This window comes from Stenotrophomonas sp. AGC87, from assembly GCF_057333975.1.
Genome location: NZ_JBHFHW010000011.1, coordinates 1 through 17,036, shown reverse-complemented (window position 1 = coordinate 17,036; position 17,036 = coordinate 1). Strand labels below are relative to the sequence as shown.

16 protein-coding genes and 1 tRNA gene are annotated in these 17,036 nt (G+C 63.5%); all 17 read left to right on the top strand.

Annotated elements, in window-relative coordinates; translation table 11 throughout:
- Window positions 1-404 precede the first annotated feature (404 nt).
- The 17 genes from tpiA (at window position 405) to nuoN (ending at window position 16,882) form a co-directional block, all read left to right on the top strand.
- On the top strand, window positions 405-1,160 hold the full coding sequence (gene tpiA, locus ACE026_RS05720) for a triose-phosphate isomerase (RefSeq protein WP_121038430.1): 756 nt from the start codon (window positions 405-407) through the stop codon (window positions 1,158-1,160).
- A 55-nt stretch (window positions 1,161-1,215) separates the two neighbouring features.
- Window positions 1,216-1,656, top strand: a complete 441-nt coding sequence (gene secG, locus ACE026_RS05715; RefSeq protein ID WP_313208959.1) for a preprotein translocase subunit SecG — start codon at window positions 1,216-1,218, stop codon at window positions 1,654-1,656.
- A 49-nt stretch (window positions 1,657-1,705) separates the two neighbouring features.
- Window positions 1,706-1,790: transfer RNA gene (locus ACE026_RS05710), tRNA-Leu, on the top strand.
- A 112-nt stretch (window positions 1,791-1,902) separates the two neighbouring features.
- Entirely contained in the window at window positions 1,903-2,259 is a 357-nt protein-coding gene (locus ACE026_RS05705) for an NADH-quinone oxidoreductase subunit A (protein ID WP_026069699.1), read from the top strand.
- Window positions 2,250-2,804 (top strand): NuoB/complex I 20 kDa subunit family protein, encoded by a 555-nt coding sequence (locus tag ACE026_RS05700; protein WP_019182677.1) that lies wholly within the window; start codon window positions 2,250-2,252, stop codon window positions 2,802-2,804. Before ACE026_RS05705 ends, ACE026_RS05700 begins: the two co-directional genes overlap by 10 nt.
- 32 nt (window positions 2,805-2,836) lie before the next feature.
- Window positions 2,837-3,589 carry an NADH-quinone oxidoreductase subunit C gene (locus ACE026_RS05695; protein ID WP_486038296.1) on the top strand — a complete coding sequence of 251 codons (753 nt, stop codon included), beginning with the start codon at window positions 2,837-2,839 and terminating at the stop codon, window positions 3,587-3,589.
- Window positions 3,586-4,893, top strand: a complete 1,308-nt coding sequence (locus tag ACE026_RS05690; RefSeq protein WP_448130551.1) for an NADH-quinone oxidoreductase subunit D — start codon at window positions 3,586-3,588, stop codon at window positions 4,891-4,893. The genes ACE026_RS05695 and ACE026_RS05690 overlap by 4 nt, the downstream gene beginning before the upstream one ends.
- 94 nt (window positions 4,894-4,987) lie before the next feature.
- Window positions 4,988-5,515 (top strand): NADH-quinone oxidoreductase subunit NuoE, encoded by a 528-nt coding sequence (nuoE, locus tag ACE026_RS05685; RefSeq protein ID WP_121038421.1) that lies wholly within the window; start codon window positions 4,988-4,990, stop codon window positions 5,513-5,515.
- A 3-nt stretch (window positions 5,516-5,518) separates the two neighbouring features.
- Window positions 5,519-6,859 (top strand): NADH-quinone oxidoreductase subunit NuoF, encoded by a 1,341-nt coding sequence (gene nuoF / locus ACE026_RS05680; protein WP_123730636.1) that lies wholly within the window; start codon window positions 5,519-5,521, stop codon window positions 6,857-6,859.
- Window positions 6,856-9,090 (top strand): NADH-quinone oxidoreductase subunit NuoG, encoded by a 2,235-nt coding sequence (nuoG, locus tag ACE026_RS05675; RefSeq protein WP_486038295.1) that lies wholly within the window; start codon window positions 6,856-6,858, stop codon window positions 9,088-9,090. Before nuoF ends, nuoG begins: the two co-directional genes overlap by 4 nt.
- Window positions 9,087-10,193, top strand: coding sequence for an NADH-quinone oxidoreductase subunit NuoH (gene nuoH / locus ACE026_RS05670; protein WP_346463822.1), 1,107 nt, complete (start codon window positions 9,087-9,089; stop codon window positions 10,191-10,193). Before nuoG ends, nuoH begins: the two co-directional genes overlap by 4 nt.
- A gap of 3 nt (window positions 10,194-10,196) precedes the next feature.
- Window positions 10,197-10,685, top strand: a complete 489-nt coding sequence (gene nuoI / locus ACE026_RS05665) for an NADH-quinone oxidoreductase subunit NuoI (RefSeq protein ID WP_121038409.1) — start codon at window positions 10,197-10,199, stop codon at window positions 10,683-10,685.
- A gap of 9 nt (window positions 10,686-10,694) precedes the next feature.
- Complete coding sequence (locus ACE026_RS05660) at window positions 10,695-11,351, top strand: NADH-quinone oxidoreductase subunit J (RefSeq protein ID WP_121041162.1); 657 nt, start codon at window positions 10,695-10,697, stop codon at window positions 11,349-11,351.
- Window positions 11,348-11,653: an NADH-quinone oxidoreductase subunit NuoK gene (gene nuoK / locus ACE026_RS05655; protein ID WP_019182685.1), complete on the top strand. Its 306-nt coding sequence runs from the start codon at window positions 11,348-11,350 to the stop codon at window positions 11,651-11,653. Before ACE026_RS05660 ends, nuoK begins: the two co-directional genes overlap by 4 nt.
- A gap of 7 nt (window positions 11,654-11,660) precedes the next feature.
- Entirely contained in the window at window positions 11,661-13,853 is a 2,193-nt protein-coding gene (nuoL, locus tag ACE026_RS05650) for an NADH-quinone oxidoreductase subunit L (protein WP_486038294.1), read from the top strand.
- A 23-nt stretch (window positions 13,854-13,876) separates the two neighbouring features.
- Window positions 13,877-15,385, top strand: coding sequence for an NADH-quinone oxidoreductase subunit M (locus ACE026_RS05645; protein ID WP_282260951.1), 1,509 nt, complete (start codon window positions 13,877-13,879; stop codon window positions 15,383-15,385).
- Between the two features lie 36 nt (window positions 15,386-15,421).
- The gene (gene nuoN / locus ACE026_RS05640) at window positions 15,422-16,882 is read left to right on the top strand and encodes an NADH-quinone oxidoreductase subunit NuoN (RefSeq protein WP_176989302.1); all 1,461 of its coding nucleotides are present in this window, start codon (window positions 15,422-15,424) and stop codon (window positions 16,880-16,882) included.
- Window positions 16,883-17,036 lie beyond the last annotated feature (154 nt).

The window sequence follows — 17,036 nt, the reverse complement described above, 5'->3', positions numbered from 1 at the left end:
GGCGCCATCCTTGGCGCCCGACGGTCCCGGCTGGGCACGGCAGCGCTCGCCCCCGACAGAGTTCTTCGCCGGATGGGAGGGCGGGGCAGACTCAATGCCGCCCCCGCGCATGGCTGTTCCATGCAAGCCGACAAACTGTCAGAGGGCGGGCGTGGGTGGGTTGGTGGGACCGTTATGCGCCATGGATGGCGCATATCGAGCCCCCATGGACGGGTTCACGGCGCGTCCCGCCAACCCCCCCACGCCCGCCTAGCCCGGGCACGTCCACCGGTCCCGTCGCCCTTGCTTTTGACTTGGGGCCGCAACAAAAAATAAATATCCAATTGAAATGTAAGCGTTTTCCCGCCAACGCCATTTCGTTGCATCCGTTATCATGGCCGGCTGATACCCAAAGGAGCCCCGCCATGCGCCGCAAGATCGTCGCCGGTAACTGGAAGCTGCACGGCAGCCGCCAATTCGCCACCGACCTGGTCAGTGACCTGGTTGCCGACCTCCCGCTGCAGGGCGTCGAAGTCGTGGTCCTGCCGCCGCTGCCGTACCTGGGCGAACTGGTCGAAGCCTTCGAAGGGCGCGCCGTCGCCTTCGGCTCCCAGGATGTCAGCAGCAACGAAAAGGGCGCCTACACCGGCGAAGTCTCGGCCACCATGCTGGCCGAAGTCGGTGCCCGCTACGGGCTGGTCGGCCACTCCGAACGCCGCCAATACCACGCCGAAAGCAGTGAGCTGGTCGCCCGCAAGTTCGCCGCCGCCCTGCATGCCGGCCTGACCCCCATCCTGTGCGTGGGCGAAACCCTCGAGCAGCGTGAGGCCCATCAGACCGAGGCGGTCATCGCCGCCCAGCTCGCCCCGGTGCTGGAGTTGGTCGGCGCCGCCGGCTTCGCCCAGGCCGTGGTCGCCTATGAGCCGGTCTGGGCCATCGGTACCGGCCGGACCGCCTCCAAGGAGCAGGCCCAGCAGGTCCACGCGTTCATCCGTGGCGAAGTGGCCAAGCTCGATGCTAGAATTGCGGATTCACTGTCGATCCTCTATGGCGGCAGCGTGAAGCCCGACAACGCCGCGGAACTGTTCGCACAGCCCGATGTCGATGGTGGGCTGGTGGGCGGCGCCTCCCTGGTGGCCGCGGACTTCCTTGCCATCGCTGCCGCGGCGGCGGGGCGCTAATTAGTTACGTTGTCGGCTCAATCGCCGGCACGACATGTCCGAGGACGGATTCGAAATGCTGATGTTGATCCTCAATGTGGTCTACGTGCTGGTCGCAGTGGCCATGATCGCGCTCATCCTGATGCAGCGTGGTTCCGGCGCGGCCGCAGGGTCGGGTTTCGGTGCCGGCGCCTCGGGTACTGTGTTCGGCGCGCGTGGCGCGTCCAACTTCCTGTCCAAGTCGACCAAGTGGCTGGCCGTGGTGTTCTTCGGCATCAGCCTCTTCATGGCCTGGTATGCCAGCCATGGCTCGCGTCCGGCGGCGCAGCAGGATCTGGGGCTGATGTCGGCTCCGGCCGCCAGTGCGCCAGCCGCGCCGGCAGGCGAGCTTCCGGCCGTGCCGAAGGCCCCGGAAACCCCGTCGCAGCAGCCTGTTCCGTCGGCCACTGTGCCGGCTCAGGCGGAAACTCCGAAATCTGGTGAAGAAAAGCCTTCGGAAGGCACCCAGACTCGCTGAAGACGGTTACAATATGCGGCGCACTGGAGAACAACCGGTGCGATCGTAAGCCCAGGTGGCGGAATTGGTAGACGCACTACCTTGAGGTGGTAGCGACGAGAGTCGTAGGGGTTCGAGTCCCCTCTTGGGCACCATTTGTTTGTAAGCGGGTTCGTCTGGCGCGCAAAGCGCCAGGTAGCGGTATCCGTCCACTCCCCCATGCCAAAGCGCCTGCAGGCGCAGCGGCAGAGGCAAGAGAGAATCGCTGTGCTGGCCGAATATTTGCCGTCTCTGCTGTTTCTGATCGTTGCCACCGGTATCGGCGTTGCGCTGATGCTGGTTGGCCGATTCCTCGGTCCCCGACGTCCTGATCTTAAAAAGCTCTCGCCGTACGAATGCGGCTTCGAGGCTTTCGAGGACGCGCGCATGAAGTTCGATGTGCGCTACTACCTGATCGCGATTCAGTTCATCGTATTTGATCTGGAAATCATCTTCATCGTGCCGTGGACCCAAGTCTTCATGGAACTGGGCGCACGTTCGCTGGTCACGATGGGCCTCTTCGTAGGCATGCTTTTCCTCGGTTTCATTTACGTCTGGAAGAAGGGAGCGCTGGAATGGGAGTAATTCAGACGCTCGACGGCCTGATGAACAACCCGGTCCCGGAAGGGCGGGTCGATGACATCCTGCGCCCCGAAGGCGACAACCCCCTGCTCGAAAAGGGCTACGTGACCACCAGCGTCGATGCGCTGTTGAATTGGGCGCGTACCGGTTCGATGTGGCCGATGACCTTTGGTCTGGCCTGCTGCGCAGTGGAAATGATGCACGCCGGTGCGGCGCGTCTGGATCTTGACCGTTACGGTGTGGTGTTCCGCCCGTCGCCGCGTCAGTCCGACGTGATGATCGTGGCCGGCACCCTGGTCAACAAGATGGCTCCGGCCCTGCGCAAGGTCTATGACCAGATGCCGGACCCGAAGTGGGTCATCTCGATGGGCAGCTGCGCCAACGGTGGCGGCTACTACCACTACTCCTATGCAGTAGTGCGTGGCTGTGACCGCGTGGTGCCGGTGGACATCTATGTCCCCGGCTGCCCACCTACCGCCGAAGCGCTGGTGTACGGGATCCTGCAGTTGCAGAAGAAGATCTGGCGTACGCAGACCATCGCCCGCTGACATCCCTCCTGACAAGAGCACGCCAAGCCCCCATGGCAGAGCAAGCACATTCCTTCATCGACCGACTTTCCGCACGTTTCGCAGGTGCGCAGGTCTTCGTGGTCGAACCCCGCGGCGAAGTGACGCTGGAAGTGCCCGCCGCTGACTGGCATGCCACCGCTCTGGCGCTGCGCGACGAATTCGGTTTCGAGCAGGCGGTTGACCTGTGCGGCCTGGACTACCTCGGCTATGGCAGCGACGAATGGGATACGGCCGATGTGTCGTCCCAGGGCTTCAGCCGTGGCGTCGAGGGCAAGTCCGTCGGTCGTTTCGCCTGGGGTGAATTCCCCACCCGCGAAACCAGCGATGGCGCCCAGCAGCAGCCGATCCCGCTGCAGCGTTTCGCCGTGGTTACCCAGCTGCGTTCCTACCAGCACAACCTCACGATGCGCATCCGCTGCTTTGCGCCGAACGAGGAGCTGCCGGTGGTCGCGTCGTTGACCAACATCTGGCCGGGCCTGAACTGGTTCGAGCGCGAAGCGTTCGATCTGTTCGGCGTGATCTTCGAAGGTCACCCGGACCTGCGCCGGATCCTGACCGACTACGGTTTTGTCGGGCACCCGTTCCGCAAGGATTTCCCGCTGATCGGCAACGTCGAAGTGCGCTACGACGAAGAGAAGCAGCGCGTGATCTACGAGCCGGTGACCTCGGTGGAGCCGCGCGTCGGCGTGCCGCGTGTCATCCGTGACGACGCCCGTTTCCAGACCGCTGCCGGCGAAAGCGCGCAGACGGAGGCAAGCAAGTGAGTGAATTCACCCAGGCCCACCAGGCCTTTGCGAGCAACCCGGCCGAGCTGCGCCAGGAGATCCGCAACTACACGATGAACTTCGGCCCGCAGCATCCGGCCGCGCACGGTGTGCTGCGCCTGATCCTGGAAATGGACGGCGAAACCATCATGCGTGCCGACCCCCACGTGGGCCTGCTGCACCGTGGTACCGAAAAGCTGGCCGAGTCCAAGCCGTTCAACCAGTCGATCGGCTACATGGATCGCCTGGATTACGTGTCGATGATGTGCAATGAGCACGCCTACGTGCGCGCGATCGAGACCCTGATGGGAATCGAGGCGCCCGAGCGTGCCCAGTACATCCGCACCATGTTCGACGAAATCACCCGCATCCTGAATCACCTGATGTGGCTGGGTTCCAACGCGCTCGATCTGGGCGCGATGGCGGTCATGCTGTACGCCTTCCGCGAACGCGAAGAGCTGATGGACTGCTATGAAGCGGTCTCCGGCGCGCGCATGCACGCGGCGTACTACCGTCCGGGCGGCGTCTACCGCGACCTGCCGGACCACATGCCCAAGTACAAGGAATCGCGCTGGCACAAGGGCAAGGCCCTGAAGAACCTCAACGCCTCGCGCGAAGGTTCGCTGCTGGATTTCCTGGAGAACTTCACCGTTGAGTTCCCCAAGCGCGTGGACGAATACGAAACCCTGCTGACCGACAACCGTATCTGGAAGCAGCGTACGGTCGGCATCGGCGTGGTCACCCCGGAACTGGCCCATGCCTGGGGCATGACCGGCGTGATGCTGCGCGGCTCGGGCATTGCCTGGGATCTGCGCAAGAAGCAGCCGTATGCCAAGTACGACGCGGTCGAGTTCGACATCCCGCTCGGCAAGGAAGGTGACTGCTACGACCGTTACCTGTGCCGCGTGGCCGAGATGCGCGAATCCAACCGCATCATCAAGCAGTGCGTGACCTGGCTGAAGGCCAACCCGGGTCCGGTCATGGTCAAGAACTTCAAGGTCGCGCCGCCCAGCCGCGAAGACATGAAGGACGACATGGAAGCGCTGATCCATCACTTCAAGCTGTTCAGTGAAGGCTACTGCGTCCCGGCCGGCGAAACCTACGCCGCCGTCGAAGCGCCCAAGGGCGAGTTCGGCTGCTACCTGATGTCCGATGGTGCCAACAAGCCGTTCCGCGTGCATCTGCGCGCGCCGGGCTTCGCCCATCTGTCCTCGATCGACTCGATCGTACGCGGGCACATGCTCGCCGACGTGGTGGCCATGATCGGCACCTACGATCTGGTGTTCGGCGAGGTGGACCGGTGATCGCATCCGCTTGCACGACGCCTGACACCCGCCGGCTGCTGCCGGCGCTGCAGGTTCTGGTTTTTAACGATTTCGTATTCGCTGAGGTCGGCCGATGAAGGCGACAGGTAATTTCGAGGCGGCGCGTGACGTCGACCCGATGGTGGTCTTGAATGACAAGACCCGTGCGCACATCGATCACTGGCTGGCCAAGTTCCCGCCGGATCGCAAGCGCTCGGCTGTCCTGCAGGGCCTGCACGCCGCACAGGAACAGAATGCGGGCTGGCTGACCGACGAGCTGATCGCCGGCGTCGCCAAGTACCTGGATCTGCCGCCGGTGTGGGCCTACGAGGTCGCCAGCTTCTACTCGATGTTCGAACTGGAGAAGGTCGGCCGCCACAATGTCGCCTTCTGCACGAACATCAGCTGCTGGTTGAACGGTGCCGAAGACCTGGTCGCGCACGCCGAGAAGAAGCTCGGCTGCAAGACCGGTCAGTCCACCGCCGATGGCCGCATCTACCTCAAGCGCGAAGAAGAATGCCTGGCCGGTTGCGCCGGTGCGCCGATGATGGTCATCAATGGCCATTACCACGAGCGCCTGACCGTCGAGAAAGTCGACGAGCTGCTGGACGGGTTGGAGTAAGACATGGCACATCATCACGCACCCAGTGGTCCGGTCGGTCCCGCACCGTTGCCGCACCAGGTGGTCTACACCACCCTGCATTACGACACTCCGTGGTCGTATGAAAGCTACCTCAAGACCGGTGGCTACGCTGCCCTGCGCAAGATCCTCGAAGAGAAGATCTCGCCGGAGCAGGTCATCGAGATGGTCAAGCAGTCCAACCTGCGCGGCCGTGGTGGCGCGGGTTTCCCGACCGGCCTGAAGTGGTCCTTCATGCCCAAGGGCACCATGCAGAAGTACATCCTGTGCAACTCGGATGAATCCGAGCCGGGGACCTGCAAGGACCGCGACATCCTGCGTTACAACCCGCATTCGGTCGTGGAAGGCATGGCGATCGCCTGCTACGCCACCGGCTCGACCGTGGGCTACAACTACCTGCGTGGTGAGTTCCACCACGAGCCGTTCGAGAACTTCGAGCAGGCCCTGGCCGACGCATACGCGAACGGCTGGCTGGGCAAGGACATCCTCGGCAGCGGCGTGGACATCGACATCTACGGTGCGCTGGGTGCCGGCGCGTACATCTGCGGCGAAGAAACCGCGCTGATGGAATCGCTGGAAGGCAAGAAGGGCCAGCCGCGCTACAAGCCGCCGTTCCCGGCCAACTTCGGCCTGTACGGCAAGCCGTCGACGATCAACAACACCGAGACCTATGCCTCGGTGCCGGCGATCATCCGCAACGGCCCGGAATGGTTCGCAGGGCTGAGCCTGACCAAGAACGGCGGTCCGAAGATCTTCTCGGTCTCCGGTTGCGTGCAGAAGGGCGGCAACTTCGAAGTGCCGCTGGGCACCACCTTCGACGACCTGCTGGAAATGGCCGGTGGTCTGAAGCCGGGCCGCACGCTCAAGGGCGCGGTCCCGGGCGGCGTTTCGATGCCGGTGCTGAAGGCCGAAGAGCTCAAGGGCCTGCAGATGGACTACGACACCCTGCGTGCCCTGGGCACCGGTCTGGGGTCGGGCGCCATCGTGGTGCTCGATGACAGCGTCTGCTGCGTCAAGTTCGCCTGCCGCATCAGCCAGTTCTTCCACAAGGAATCCTGTGGGCAGTGCACCCCGTGCCGTGAAGGCACCGGCTGGATGCACCGCGTGCTGGAGCGCATCGTTGCCGGCAAGGCCACGATGGAAGACCTGCATCAGTTGAAGACGGTGGCCGGCCAGATTGAAGGCCACACCATCTGCGCGTTCGGTGAAGCGGCGGCATGGCCCATCCAGGGCTTCCTGCGCCAGTTCTGGGACGAATTCGAGTACTACATCGTCAACGGTCATTCGATGGTTGACGGCAAGAAGGTGGAGGCAGCCGCCGCATGAGCGCGCAACCCGTAAACCCGAGCGTGCCACCGGATCATGTGACCGTCGAAATCGACGGCCAGTCCCTGGTCGTGCCCAAGGGCTCGATGATCATCCAGGCCGCCGACAAGGCTGGCATTCCGATCCCGCGCTTCTGCTACCACGAGAAGCTGCCGATCGCTGCCAACTGCCGCATGTGCCTGGTCGACGTGGAAAAGTCGCCCAAGCCGGCACCGGCCTGCGCCACGCCCGTCATGGATGGCATGAAGGTCGCCACCCGCAGTGAAAAGGCGCTGAAGTTCCAGCGCTCGGTGATGGAATTCCTGCTGATCAACCATCCGCTGGACTGCCCGATCTGCGATCAGGGCGGCGAGTGCGAGCTGCAGGACGTTTCGCTGGGCTATGGCCGTTCGGTCAGCCGCTTCAACGAGCGCAAGCGCGTGGTGCCCGACGAGGACATCGGTCCGCTGGTCGCCACCGAAATGACCCGCTGCATCCAGTGCACCCGCTGCGTCCGCTTCACCGCCGACGTTGCCGGTACCTACGAACTGGGTGGCATGTACCGCGGTGAAAACCTGCAGATCGGCACCTACGACGGCAAGCCGCTGACCACCGAGCTGTCCGGCAACGTCGTCGACGTCTGCCCGGTCGGTGCGCTGACCAACAAGGTGTTCCAGTTCCGCGCCCGTCCGTGGGAACTGACCGCGCGCGAGTCGCTGGGTTACCACGACGCGATGGGCTCGAACCTGTTCCTGCACGTGCGCCGCGGCGAAGTGCTGCGCGCCGTGCCGCGCGACAACGAGTCGGTCAACGAATGCTGGCTGTCCGATCGCGACCGCTATTCGCACCAGGGCCTGTACAGCGATGACCGTGCGGTCAAGCCGCTGCGCAAGATCAATGGCGAGTGGAAGGAAGTGAGCTGGGCTGAAGGCCTGGCCGCCGCCAAGGAAATCTTCGCCGCCAACCAGGGCGATGACCTCGGCGTGCTGGTGCACCCGTCGGCCTCGAACGAGGAGGGCGCACTGCTGGCCCGTCTCGCCGCCGGCCTGGGCACCTCGAACATCGACCACCGCATCAACACCCGCGACTTCTCCGACGCCGCCACCGCCGAAGTGTTCGGCCTGCCGCTGGCCGAGATCGAAGGCGCGGACAGCATCGTCGTGCTTGGCAGCAACATCCGCCACGAACTGCCGCTGTTGCATGCCCGCCTGCGCAAGGCGCAGACCACGCGCAATGCGAAGATCCACGCCGTCAATCCGGTGGACTTCGATTTCGCGTTCAAGCTGGCCAGCAAGCAGATCGTCGCCCCGTCGGCCTTCATCGACGCACTGGGCAATGCCGCGCTGCGTGACGCCGTCAAGGGCGCCAACAACGCCGTGCTGATCGTCGGTGGCATCGCCGAAAACCACCCGCAGGCTGCCGCGATCCGCGCTGCCGCGCGTGATTTCGCCGCCGCGACTGGTGCCAAGCTGTGCCGCATCCCGCAGGGCGCCAATGCCGTGGGCCTGACCCGCGCCGGCGTGCTGCCGGCCGGCAAGGACGTCAACGCCATGCTGGCCCAGCCGCGCAAGGCCTATGCCATCTACGGCATCGAGCCGGGCCTGGATTTCGCCGACGCCGCCGCTGCCCGCAAGGCACTGGCCGGTGCCCAGGTGGTGGCTTTCAGCCAGTTCGCCTGTGCCTCCACCCGCGACGTCGCCGACGTGATCCTGCCGATCGGTGCACTGCCGGAAGTGGATGCCACCCTGACCAACCTCGATGGTCGCGAGCAGTCGGCCCGTGCCGGCGGCAAGCTGCCGGGTGAGGCGCGTGAAGGCTGGCGTGTGCTGCGTGCACTGGGCGGCGAACTGTCGCTGGCCGGTTTCGAGTTCACCGACCTGGCCGGCCTGCGCGCCAGCCTGGCGCCGGTCAGCGTCACCGTCTCGTCTTCGGCGGCAACGCCGGTGGCAGGCGAGGGCCTGGAAGTGACCTCGACCGCCGCGATCTACCGCACCGATGCGGTGGTCCGTCGCGCCCAGGCGCTGCAGTCGCATCCGCTCAACAACGCCCCGCGCATCGTGCTCAACGCCGACGACGCTGCCCGCCTGCAGTTGGTGGAAGGGCAGATGGCCAAGGTCGGCACCGATGCCGGTCGTGCCACCTTGCCGGTGGTGGTCGACGCCCGCGTCGCCGCGGGGTCGGTCTGGATTGAATCGGGCCACGGTGCAACCGCACCGCTGGGTGCCGCACGCGTAACGGTGGTGGCTGCATGAACGAATTGCTGTTGAACGCGGTCGACCCGCTGCACCAGTGGCTGCTGTCACTGGGCGACATCGGCGCGCTGCTCTGGATCATCCTGAAGATCCTGGTGATCGCCATGCCGGTGATCATCTCGGTGGCCTTCTACGTGGTCTGGGAGCGCAAGCTGATCGGCTGGATGCACGTGCGTCATGGCCCGATGTATGTCGGCATGGGCATCTTCCAGGCCTTCGCCGACGTCTTCAAACTGCTGTTCAAGGAAATCATCCAGCCGAGCAGCTCGCACAAGGCGATGTTCATTCTTGCGCCGCTGATCACGCTGGGCCCGGCCTTCGCGGCCTGGTCGGTGATTCCCTTCGACGCACAGATCGTGCTGTCCAACGCCAACGCCGGCCTGCTGTATCTGCTGGCGATGACCTCGCTGGGCGTGTACGGCATCATCCTGGCCGGTTGGGCCTCCAACTCGAAGTACGCGTTCCTGGGTGCCATGCGCGCCTCGGCGCAGATGATCAGCTACGAAATCGCGATGGGCTTTGCCCTGGTCGGCGTGATGATCGCCTCGGGCAGCCTCAACCTGAGCAACATCGTGATGGCCCAGGCGGGCAACTCCGGTCTGTTCGACTGGTTCCTGCTGCCGCTGTTCCCGTTGTTCATCGTGTACTGGGTGTCCGGCGTCGCCGAAACCAACCGCGCGCCGTTCGACGTCGTGGAAGGTGAATCGGAAATCGTGGCCGGCCACATGGTCGAATACTCCGGTGGTGCGTTCGCGCTGTTCTTCCTGGCCGAATACGCCAACATGATCCTGATCAGCTTCCTGATCTCGATCTTCTTCCTCGGTGGTTGGCTGAGCCCGTTCCAGGGTTGGTTCGACATCCAGCTCAGCAACCAGGCCATTGCGCCGTGGGTTGAGTGGATCTGGGTGGGCGGTTGGCCGTGGCTGCTGCTGAAGGTCTTCTTCTTCGCCAGCTCCTACATCTGGTTCCGTGCCAGCTTCCCGCGCTTCCGTTACGACCAGATCATGCGTCTGGGCTGGAAGGTCTTCATCCCGCTCACCATCTTCTGGATTGCAGTGACGGCGTTGATGGTGTTTTACGGCGTGATCCAGAAGGGCGTCTAAGCGATGAACCGAATTACTCATTACTTCAAAAGCCTGCTGCTCCTTGAGCTGCTCGGTGGTCTGTGGCTGACCCTGAAGTACGCCTTCAAGCCGAAGTACACGATGATGTACCCGATGGAGAAGTTCCCGCAGTCGCCGCGTTTCCGCGGTCTGCATGCACTTCGCCGCTACCCCAACGGTGAGGAACGCTGCATCGCATGCAAATTGTGCGAAGCGGTGTGCCCGGCGCTGGCGATCACCATCGATTCGGCCAAGCGCGAGGACGGCACCCGCCGTACCACCCGTTACGACATCGATCTGTTCAAGTGCATCTTCTGCGGCTTCTGTGAAGAAAGCTGCCCGGTGGACTCGATCGTCGAGACCCACATTCTCGAGTACCACTTCGAGAACCGTGGCGAGAACATCGTTACCAAGCCGCAGCTGCTGGCCATCGGTGATCGGCTTGAAGCCGAGATCGCCGAGCGTCGCGCCGCCGATGCCGCTTTCCGCTGAGGTCGAATGATGGATTGGGTAAATATCAGTTTCTGGGTCTTCTCCATCGTGGCGGGCATTTCCGCTGCGGCGGTGATCAGCGTGCGCAATCCGGTCTATGCCGTGTTGTGCCTGATCCTGACCTTCTTCTCCGTGGCCTGCATCTGGATCCTGGTCGGGGCCGAGTTCCTCGGTGTCGCGCTGGTGCTGGTCTACGTCGGCGCGGTGATGGTGCTGTTCCTGTTCGTGGTGATGATGCTGGACATCGATCCCTCCAACCTGCGTGAGGGCTGGGTACGTTACCTGCCGCTCGGCCTGGTAGTAGCGGTGACGATGCTGGTGCAGATGCTGGTGCTGATCGGCGTGAAGGGCAGGGCGGTCAATCCGTTCCCGGCCGACAACGCTGCCGCGCTGGCGGCTGACACCTCCAACATCACCTGGCTGGCCCGCAGCCTGTTCACCGAGTACCTGCTGCCGTTCGAGTTCGCCGCCGTCATCCTGACCGTGGCCGTGGTTGCCGCCGTGATGCTGACCCTGCGTCGCCGCACCGGCCTGAAGACCCAGAACCCGTCCGAGCAGACCATGGTCAAGGGCAGCGATCGCCTGCGCATCGTCAAGATGGATGTGGAGAAGCCGGTCGTGCACACCAACATCAAGCCGTCCAGCAACGAGGAGGCGCAGCCATGATCACGCTTGGCCACATTCTGGCGCTGGGTGCGGTGCTGTTCTGCATCAGCCTTGCCGGCATCTTCCTCAACCGCAAGAACATCATCGTGCTGTTGATGTCCATCGAGTTGATGCTGCTGTCGGTCAACATCAATTTCGTCGGGTTCTCGCGTGAGATGGGTGATACGGCCGGACAGCTGTTCGTCTTCTTCATCCTGACCGTGGCCGCGGCCGAGGCCGCCATCGGCCTCGCGATCCTGGTAACCCTGTTCCGTACTCGCCGCACCATCAATGTCGGCGAAGTCGATTCGCTGAAGGGCTGATCCGTAGATGGAAATCACTCTCTCCAAGAGTCTGTTGATCGCAGTGGTGCTCGCACCGCTGTTCGGCAGCATCATCGCCGGCCTGTTCGGTCGTCAGGTCGGTCGCGCTGGCGCGCAGGCGGTCACCATCCTCGGCGTGGCGGTCAGCTGCGTGCTGTCCAGCTACGTGCTGTACATGCTGCTGTGGGGCGGCGCCCAGCCGTTCAACCAGAACCTCTATACGTTCTTCGAAGTGGGCCAGTACTCGGCGCACGTCGGCTTCATGGTCGACAAGCTCACCGCGATGATGATGGTCGTGGTGACCTTCGTGTCCTTCCTGGTGCACGTGTACACCATCGGCTACATGCAGGATGACCCGGGCTACCAGCGGTTCTTCAGCTACATCTCGCTGTTCACCTTCTCGATGCTCACCCTGGTGATGAGCAACAACTTCCTGCAGCTGTTCTTCGGCTGGGAAGCGGTGGGTCTGGTCTCGTACCTGCTGATCGGCTTCTGGTTCAAGCGGCCGACCGCCATCTTCGCCAACATGAAGGCCTTCCTGGTCAACCGTGTCGGTGACTTCGGCTTCATCCTCGGCATCGCCGGCGTGCTGTGGGTGTTCGGCACCCTGGATTACGCCACCGTGTTCGCCAATGCCCAGGTGCTGGGCCACCCGGATGCGCTGATCCAGATCTGGTCGGGCACGATCAATCTGTTCGGCACCTCCATCCCGGTGATGAGCGAGCCGGTGATCTGGTCGGTTGCCACGGTGATCTGCATCTGCCTGTTCATCGGTGCGATGGGCAAGTCGGCCCAGGTGCCGCTGCACGTCTGGCTGCCGGACTCGATGGAAGGCCCGACCCCGATCTCGGCGCTGATCCACGCCGCGACCATGGTCACCGCGGGCATCTTCATGGTCACCCGCATGTCGCCGCTGTTCGAGCTGTCGCAGACCGCACTGAACTTCGTGCTGTTCATCGGTGCCACCACCGCGTTCTTCACCGGCCTGATCGGCATCGTGCAGAACGACATCAAGCGCGTCGTCGCGTACTCCACGCTGTCCCAGCTGGGTTACATGACCGTCGCCCTGGGTGTGTCGGCCTACTCGGCGGCCGTGTTCCACCTGATGACCCACGCCTTCTTCAAGGCGCTGCTGTTCCTCGGCGCGGGCTCGGTGATCATCGCCATGCACCACGAGCAGGACATGCGCAAGATGGGCGGCCTGCGCAAGTACATGCCGATCACCTTCGTCACCATGTGGATCGGTACGCTGGCCCTGGTTGGTACGCCGTTCTTCTCCGGCTTCTACTCCAAGGACACCATCATCGAGGCCGCGCAGCACCACGCGCATGTGTCCTCGAGCTGGGTGGCAACCTACGGGTACTGGGCGGTGCTGGGTGGCGTGGTCGTGACCAGCTTCTACAGCTTCCGTCTGCTGTTCCTGACCTTCCATGGCAAGGAACGCTTCCGCGATGCGCATGACGCCCATGGCGACGGCCATGACGATCACCACGCCGCTGACGCGCATGCAGCCGATGCCCACCATGGCGACGCGCATCATGACGATCATGGCCACGGCCATGGCGCCCATGAGCCGCACGAAACCCCGTGGGTGGTGACGCTGCCGCTGATCCTGCTGGCGATCCCCTCGATGGTCATCGGTTTCTTCAGCATCGGTCCGATGCTGTACGGCACCGACTGGGCCGGCCACCATGCCGACGCCGCCATCCCGGGCCAGGTGCATTCGTTCTTCACCGGCATCGTTGATTTCTACGACCCGGCGCGCAACACCATCGGTGCGCTGGCCGAAGAGTTCCACGGCCCGGTGGCCTTCGCTATCCACGGCATGATGGCCCCGGCCTTCATCCTGACGGTGGTCGGCTTCCTGCTGGCGGCGCTGTTCTACCTGTGGAAGCCGGAACTGGCCGGCAAGGCCCGCAAGACCTTCGCGCCGATCGTGTCGGTGCTGGAGAACAAGTACGGCTTCGACAAGCTCTGGATCGGCGGTTTCGCCGGCGGCGGTATCAAGCTCGGCAAGGTTTCGCGCGCGATCGACACGAATGTGGTCGATGGTGTGGTGGTCAACGGTTCGGCGCGCCTGATCGATCTGGCGGCCAACCTGCTGCGTCGCACCCAATCCGGTTTCCTCTATCACTACGCCTTCGCGATGATCATCGGCCTGATTGCCCTTCTGGGCGTCCTGATGCATTACCTGCGTTGATGACCTGTACGGAATAAGAAGACGTGTCGAACTGGCCCCTACTTAGTGTTCTCATCTGGCTGCCGATCATCGGCGGTGCCTTGATCCTTGCTATCCGTGATGCCCAAACCGCCCGCTGGGCGTCCCTGGGCGTCGCGGTGCTGACCTTCGTGGCCAGCCTGTCGCTGCTCAGCGGCTATGACACGGGAATCGACGCGCTGCAGTTCGTCGAGACCCGCGCCTGGATTCCCGCCTACGACATCGGCTACAACCTCGGCGTCGACGGCATCGCGATCGCGCTGATCCTGCTGACCACGCTGGTCTCGGTGCTGGCCCTGATCGGTGCCTGGAGCGCGATCGACAAGCGCGTGAACCAGTACGTGGCCGCCTTCCTGATCCTGGAAGGTGTCACCGTCGGTATCTTCTCGGCGACGGACGCGATGCTGTTCTACGTGTTCTTCGAAGCGATGTTGATCCCGATGTTCCTGATCATCGGTGTCTGGGGTGGCCCGCGCCGCATCTACGCCGCGCTGAAGTTCTTCCTGTACACCTTCCTCGGCTCGGTGCTGATGCTGGTGGCGCTGATCTATCTGTACCTGAAGGGCGGCAGCTTCCAGCTGGCCGACCTGTATCAGCTGCAGCTGTCGGGTAAGGAACAGACCTGGATCTTCTTCGCGTTCCTGATCGCCTTTGCGGTCAAGGTGCCGATGTTCCCGGTCCACACCTGGCTGCCGGACGCCCACGTGGAAGCGCCGACCGCCGGTTCGGTGATCCTGGCCGCCATCGCCCTGAAGATCGGTGGCTACGGCTTCCTGCGCTTCAACCTGCCGATCGTGCCGGACGCCTCGCATGAATGGGCTTGGCTGGTGATCGCGCTGTCGCTCATTGCGGTGATCTACGTCGGCCTGGTCGCCCTGGTGCAGGACGACATGAAGAAGCTGATCGCCTATTCGTCGATCGCACACATGGGCTTCGTCACCCTGGGCACCTTCATCGCCCTGTGGCTGGTGCGTGACGCCGGTAACCCGGACGCAGCCCGCCTGGGCCTGCAGGGTGCGATGGTGCAGATGGTCTCGCACGGCTTCGTGTCCGGCGCGATGTTCTCCTGCGTCGGTGTGCTGTACGACCGCATGCACAGCCGCCGCATCGCCGATTACGGCGGCGTGGTCAACGTGATGCCCTGGTTCGCCACCTTCGCCATGCTGTTCTTCATGGCCAATGCCGGCCTGCCGGGTACCAGCGGTTTCGTCGGTGAATTCATGATCATCATGGCCAGCTTCCAGCGCAATCCGTGGCTGGCACTCGGCGCGGCGAGCACTCTGGTGATCACCGCGGCGTATACGCTGTGGCTGTACAAGCGCGTGTTCTTCGGTGAAGTGGCCAACGCCCATGTCGCCGAACTGAAGGACATCAACGGTCGCGAGTGGCTGGTGTTGGGTGTATTCGCCGTGGGCACCCTTGCCCTGGGCCTGTACCCCAAGCCGCTGACCGACCTGATGGAGCCCTCGATCGCGAAGCTGGCGATGCAGATCGCATCCAGCAAGCTGCTGTAATCGGGCCGTCGAGAGTATTGATTCCAGGATTTGATGATGACCACCTCGCCGCTGTTGCCACTGACCGCCGCTGACCTCCCGCCGCTCGCTCCCGAGCTGGTGCTGGTTGGCAGTGCGTTCGCCCTGTTGATGCTTGATCTTTTCATCAGTGAGAAGAACAAGATCTGGACCCACCTGTTCTCGATCGCTGCGCTGGCGGTCGTGTTCTTCATGCTCGCCACCGGAGTGGGCGGGCAGGGCGAGGTCTTCCACGGCATGTTCGTCCGCGACAACGCGGCCGACGTGATGAAGACCGTGATCGTGCTGTGCAGCGGCCTGACCCTGATCTACGGCTGGAGCTACCTGCGCGAGCGCAAGCTCTACCAGGGCGAGATCCCGGTGCTGATCCTGTTCGCCACCGCGGGCATGATGATCCTGGTCTCGGCCGGCAGCCTGCTGATGGTCTATCTCGGCCTGGAACTGCTGGCGCTGTGCTCCTACGCCCTGGTCGCCAGCAACCGTGAAAACGGCCTGGCCTCGGAAGCGGCGATGAAGTACATCGTGCTCGGCTCGCTGGCCTCGGGTCTGCTGCTGTACGGCATGTCGCTGATCTACGGCGCCACCGGTTCGCTGCACCTGGATGCCATCAACGCGGCCATTCCGCATACCGAAGAGAAGATGCTGCTGCTGACCGGCGCGGTGTTCATGATCGCCGGTGTGGCCTTCAAGCTGGGTGCCGCCCCGTTCCATATGTGGCTGCCCGACGTCTACCAGGGTGCCCCGGCACCTGTCGCGCTGTTCATCAGCTCGGCCCCGAAGCTGGCGGCGTTCGGCATGGCCTACCGCCTGCTGGAAATGGGCGTGGGTCCGCTGGCCGACGAATGGAAGTACCTGATCGGTGGTCTGGCCGCACTGTCGCTGGTGATCGGCAACCTGATGGCGATCGCGCAGACCAACCTCAAGCGCATGCTGGCGTTCTCGACCGTTTCGCACATCGGCTTCCTGCTGATGGGCATGGCCGGTGGTGGCGAGCGGGGGTACTCGGCGGCGCTGTTCTACGCCCTGAGCTACGCGATCATGTCCACGGCTGCGTTCGGCGCGATCATCGCCTTGTCGCGTAATGGCTTCGAAGCCGAGAAGATCGAAGACTTCAAGGGCCTCAATGCCCGCAACCCGTGGATGGCCGGCCTGGTGCTGTGCATCATGGCGTCGCTGGCAGGCATCCCGCCGTTCCTGGGCTTCTGGACCAAGCTGGCCGTCCTCGGCGCGGCGATCCAGGGCGACATGCTGTGGCTGGCCATGGTCGGCGTGATCTGCGCCGTGATCGGCTGCTTCTACTACCTGCGCGTGATCAAGGTCATGTACTTCGATGAGCCGGTGGGTGAGCCGCTGCCGGCCAACAACGATCGCGTCCTGGGCGTGGTGCTGGGCGTGAATGCCCTGGCGCTGCTGGCCCTGGGCGTGGCCTGGAACCCGATCATGGTGTGGTGCCAGCAGGCATTTGCACATATTTCGTAAAAAACGATACAAACGTGCGCAACTCGTGTAATATTCATCTCCTGAGTTGTTGATGCAGCGGTTTCGCCAGAACATCGTTGCTAGGAAGTCCCCCGGGTCTTCCGCACTCATCCGCTTCTGCTGCGGGGTGGAGCAGTCTGGCAGCTCGTCGGGC

Bases quoted from the DNA above. Each gene is read 5' to 3' on its own strand.
- tpiA (WP_121038430.1), top strand. From the start codon at position 405: ATGCGCCGCAAGATCGTCGCCGGTAACTGGAAGCTGCACGGCAGCCGC.
- secG (WP_313208959.1), top strand. From the start codon at position 1,216: ATGCTGATGTTGATCCTCAATGTGGTCTACGTGCTGGTCGCAGTGGCC.
- ACE026_RS05700 (WP_019182677.1), top strand. From the start codon at position 2,250: ATGGGAGTAATTCAGACGCTCGACGGCCTGATGAACAACCCGGTCCCG.
- ACE026_RS05695 (WP_486038296.1), top strand. From the start codon at position 2,837: ATGGCAGAGCAAGCACATTCCTTCATCGACCGACTTTCCGCACGTTTC.
- nuoE (WP_121038421.1), top strand. From the start codon at position 4,988: ATGAAGGCGACAGGTAATTTCGAGGCGGCGCGTGACGTCGACCCGATG.
- nuoF (WP_123730636.1), top strand. From the start codon at position 5,519: ATGGCACATCATCACGCACCCAGTGGTCCGGTCGGTCCCGCACCGTTG.
- nuoG (WP_486038295.1), top strand. From the start codon at position 6,856: ATGAGCGCGCAACCCGTAAACCCGAGCGTGCCACCGGATCATGTGACC.
- nuoH (WP_346463822.1), top strand. From the start codon at position 9,087: ATGAACGAATTGCTGTTGAACGCGGTCGACCCGCTGCACCAGTGGCTG.
- nuoI (WP_121038409.1), top strand. From the start codon at position 10,197: ATGAACCGAATTACTCATTACTTCAAAAGCCTGCTGCTCCTTGAGCTG.
- ACE026_RS05660 (WP_121041162.1), top strand. From the start codon at position 10,695: ATGGATTGGGTAAATATCAGTTTCTGGGTCTTCTCCATCGTGGCGGGC.
- nuoK (WP_019182685.1), top strand. From the start codon at position 11,348: ATGATCACGCTTGGCCACATTCTGGCGCTGGGTGCGGTGCTGTTCTGC.
- nuoL (WP_486038294.1), top strand. From the start codon at position 11,661: ATGGAAATCACTCTCTCCAAGAGTCTGTTGATCGCAGTGGTGCTCGCA.
- nuoN (WP_176989302.1), top strand. From the start codon at position 15,422: ATGACCACCTCGCCGCTGTTGCCACTGACCGCCGCTGACCTCCCGCCG.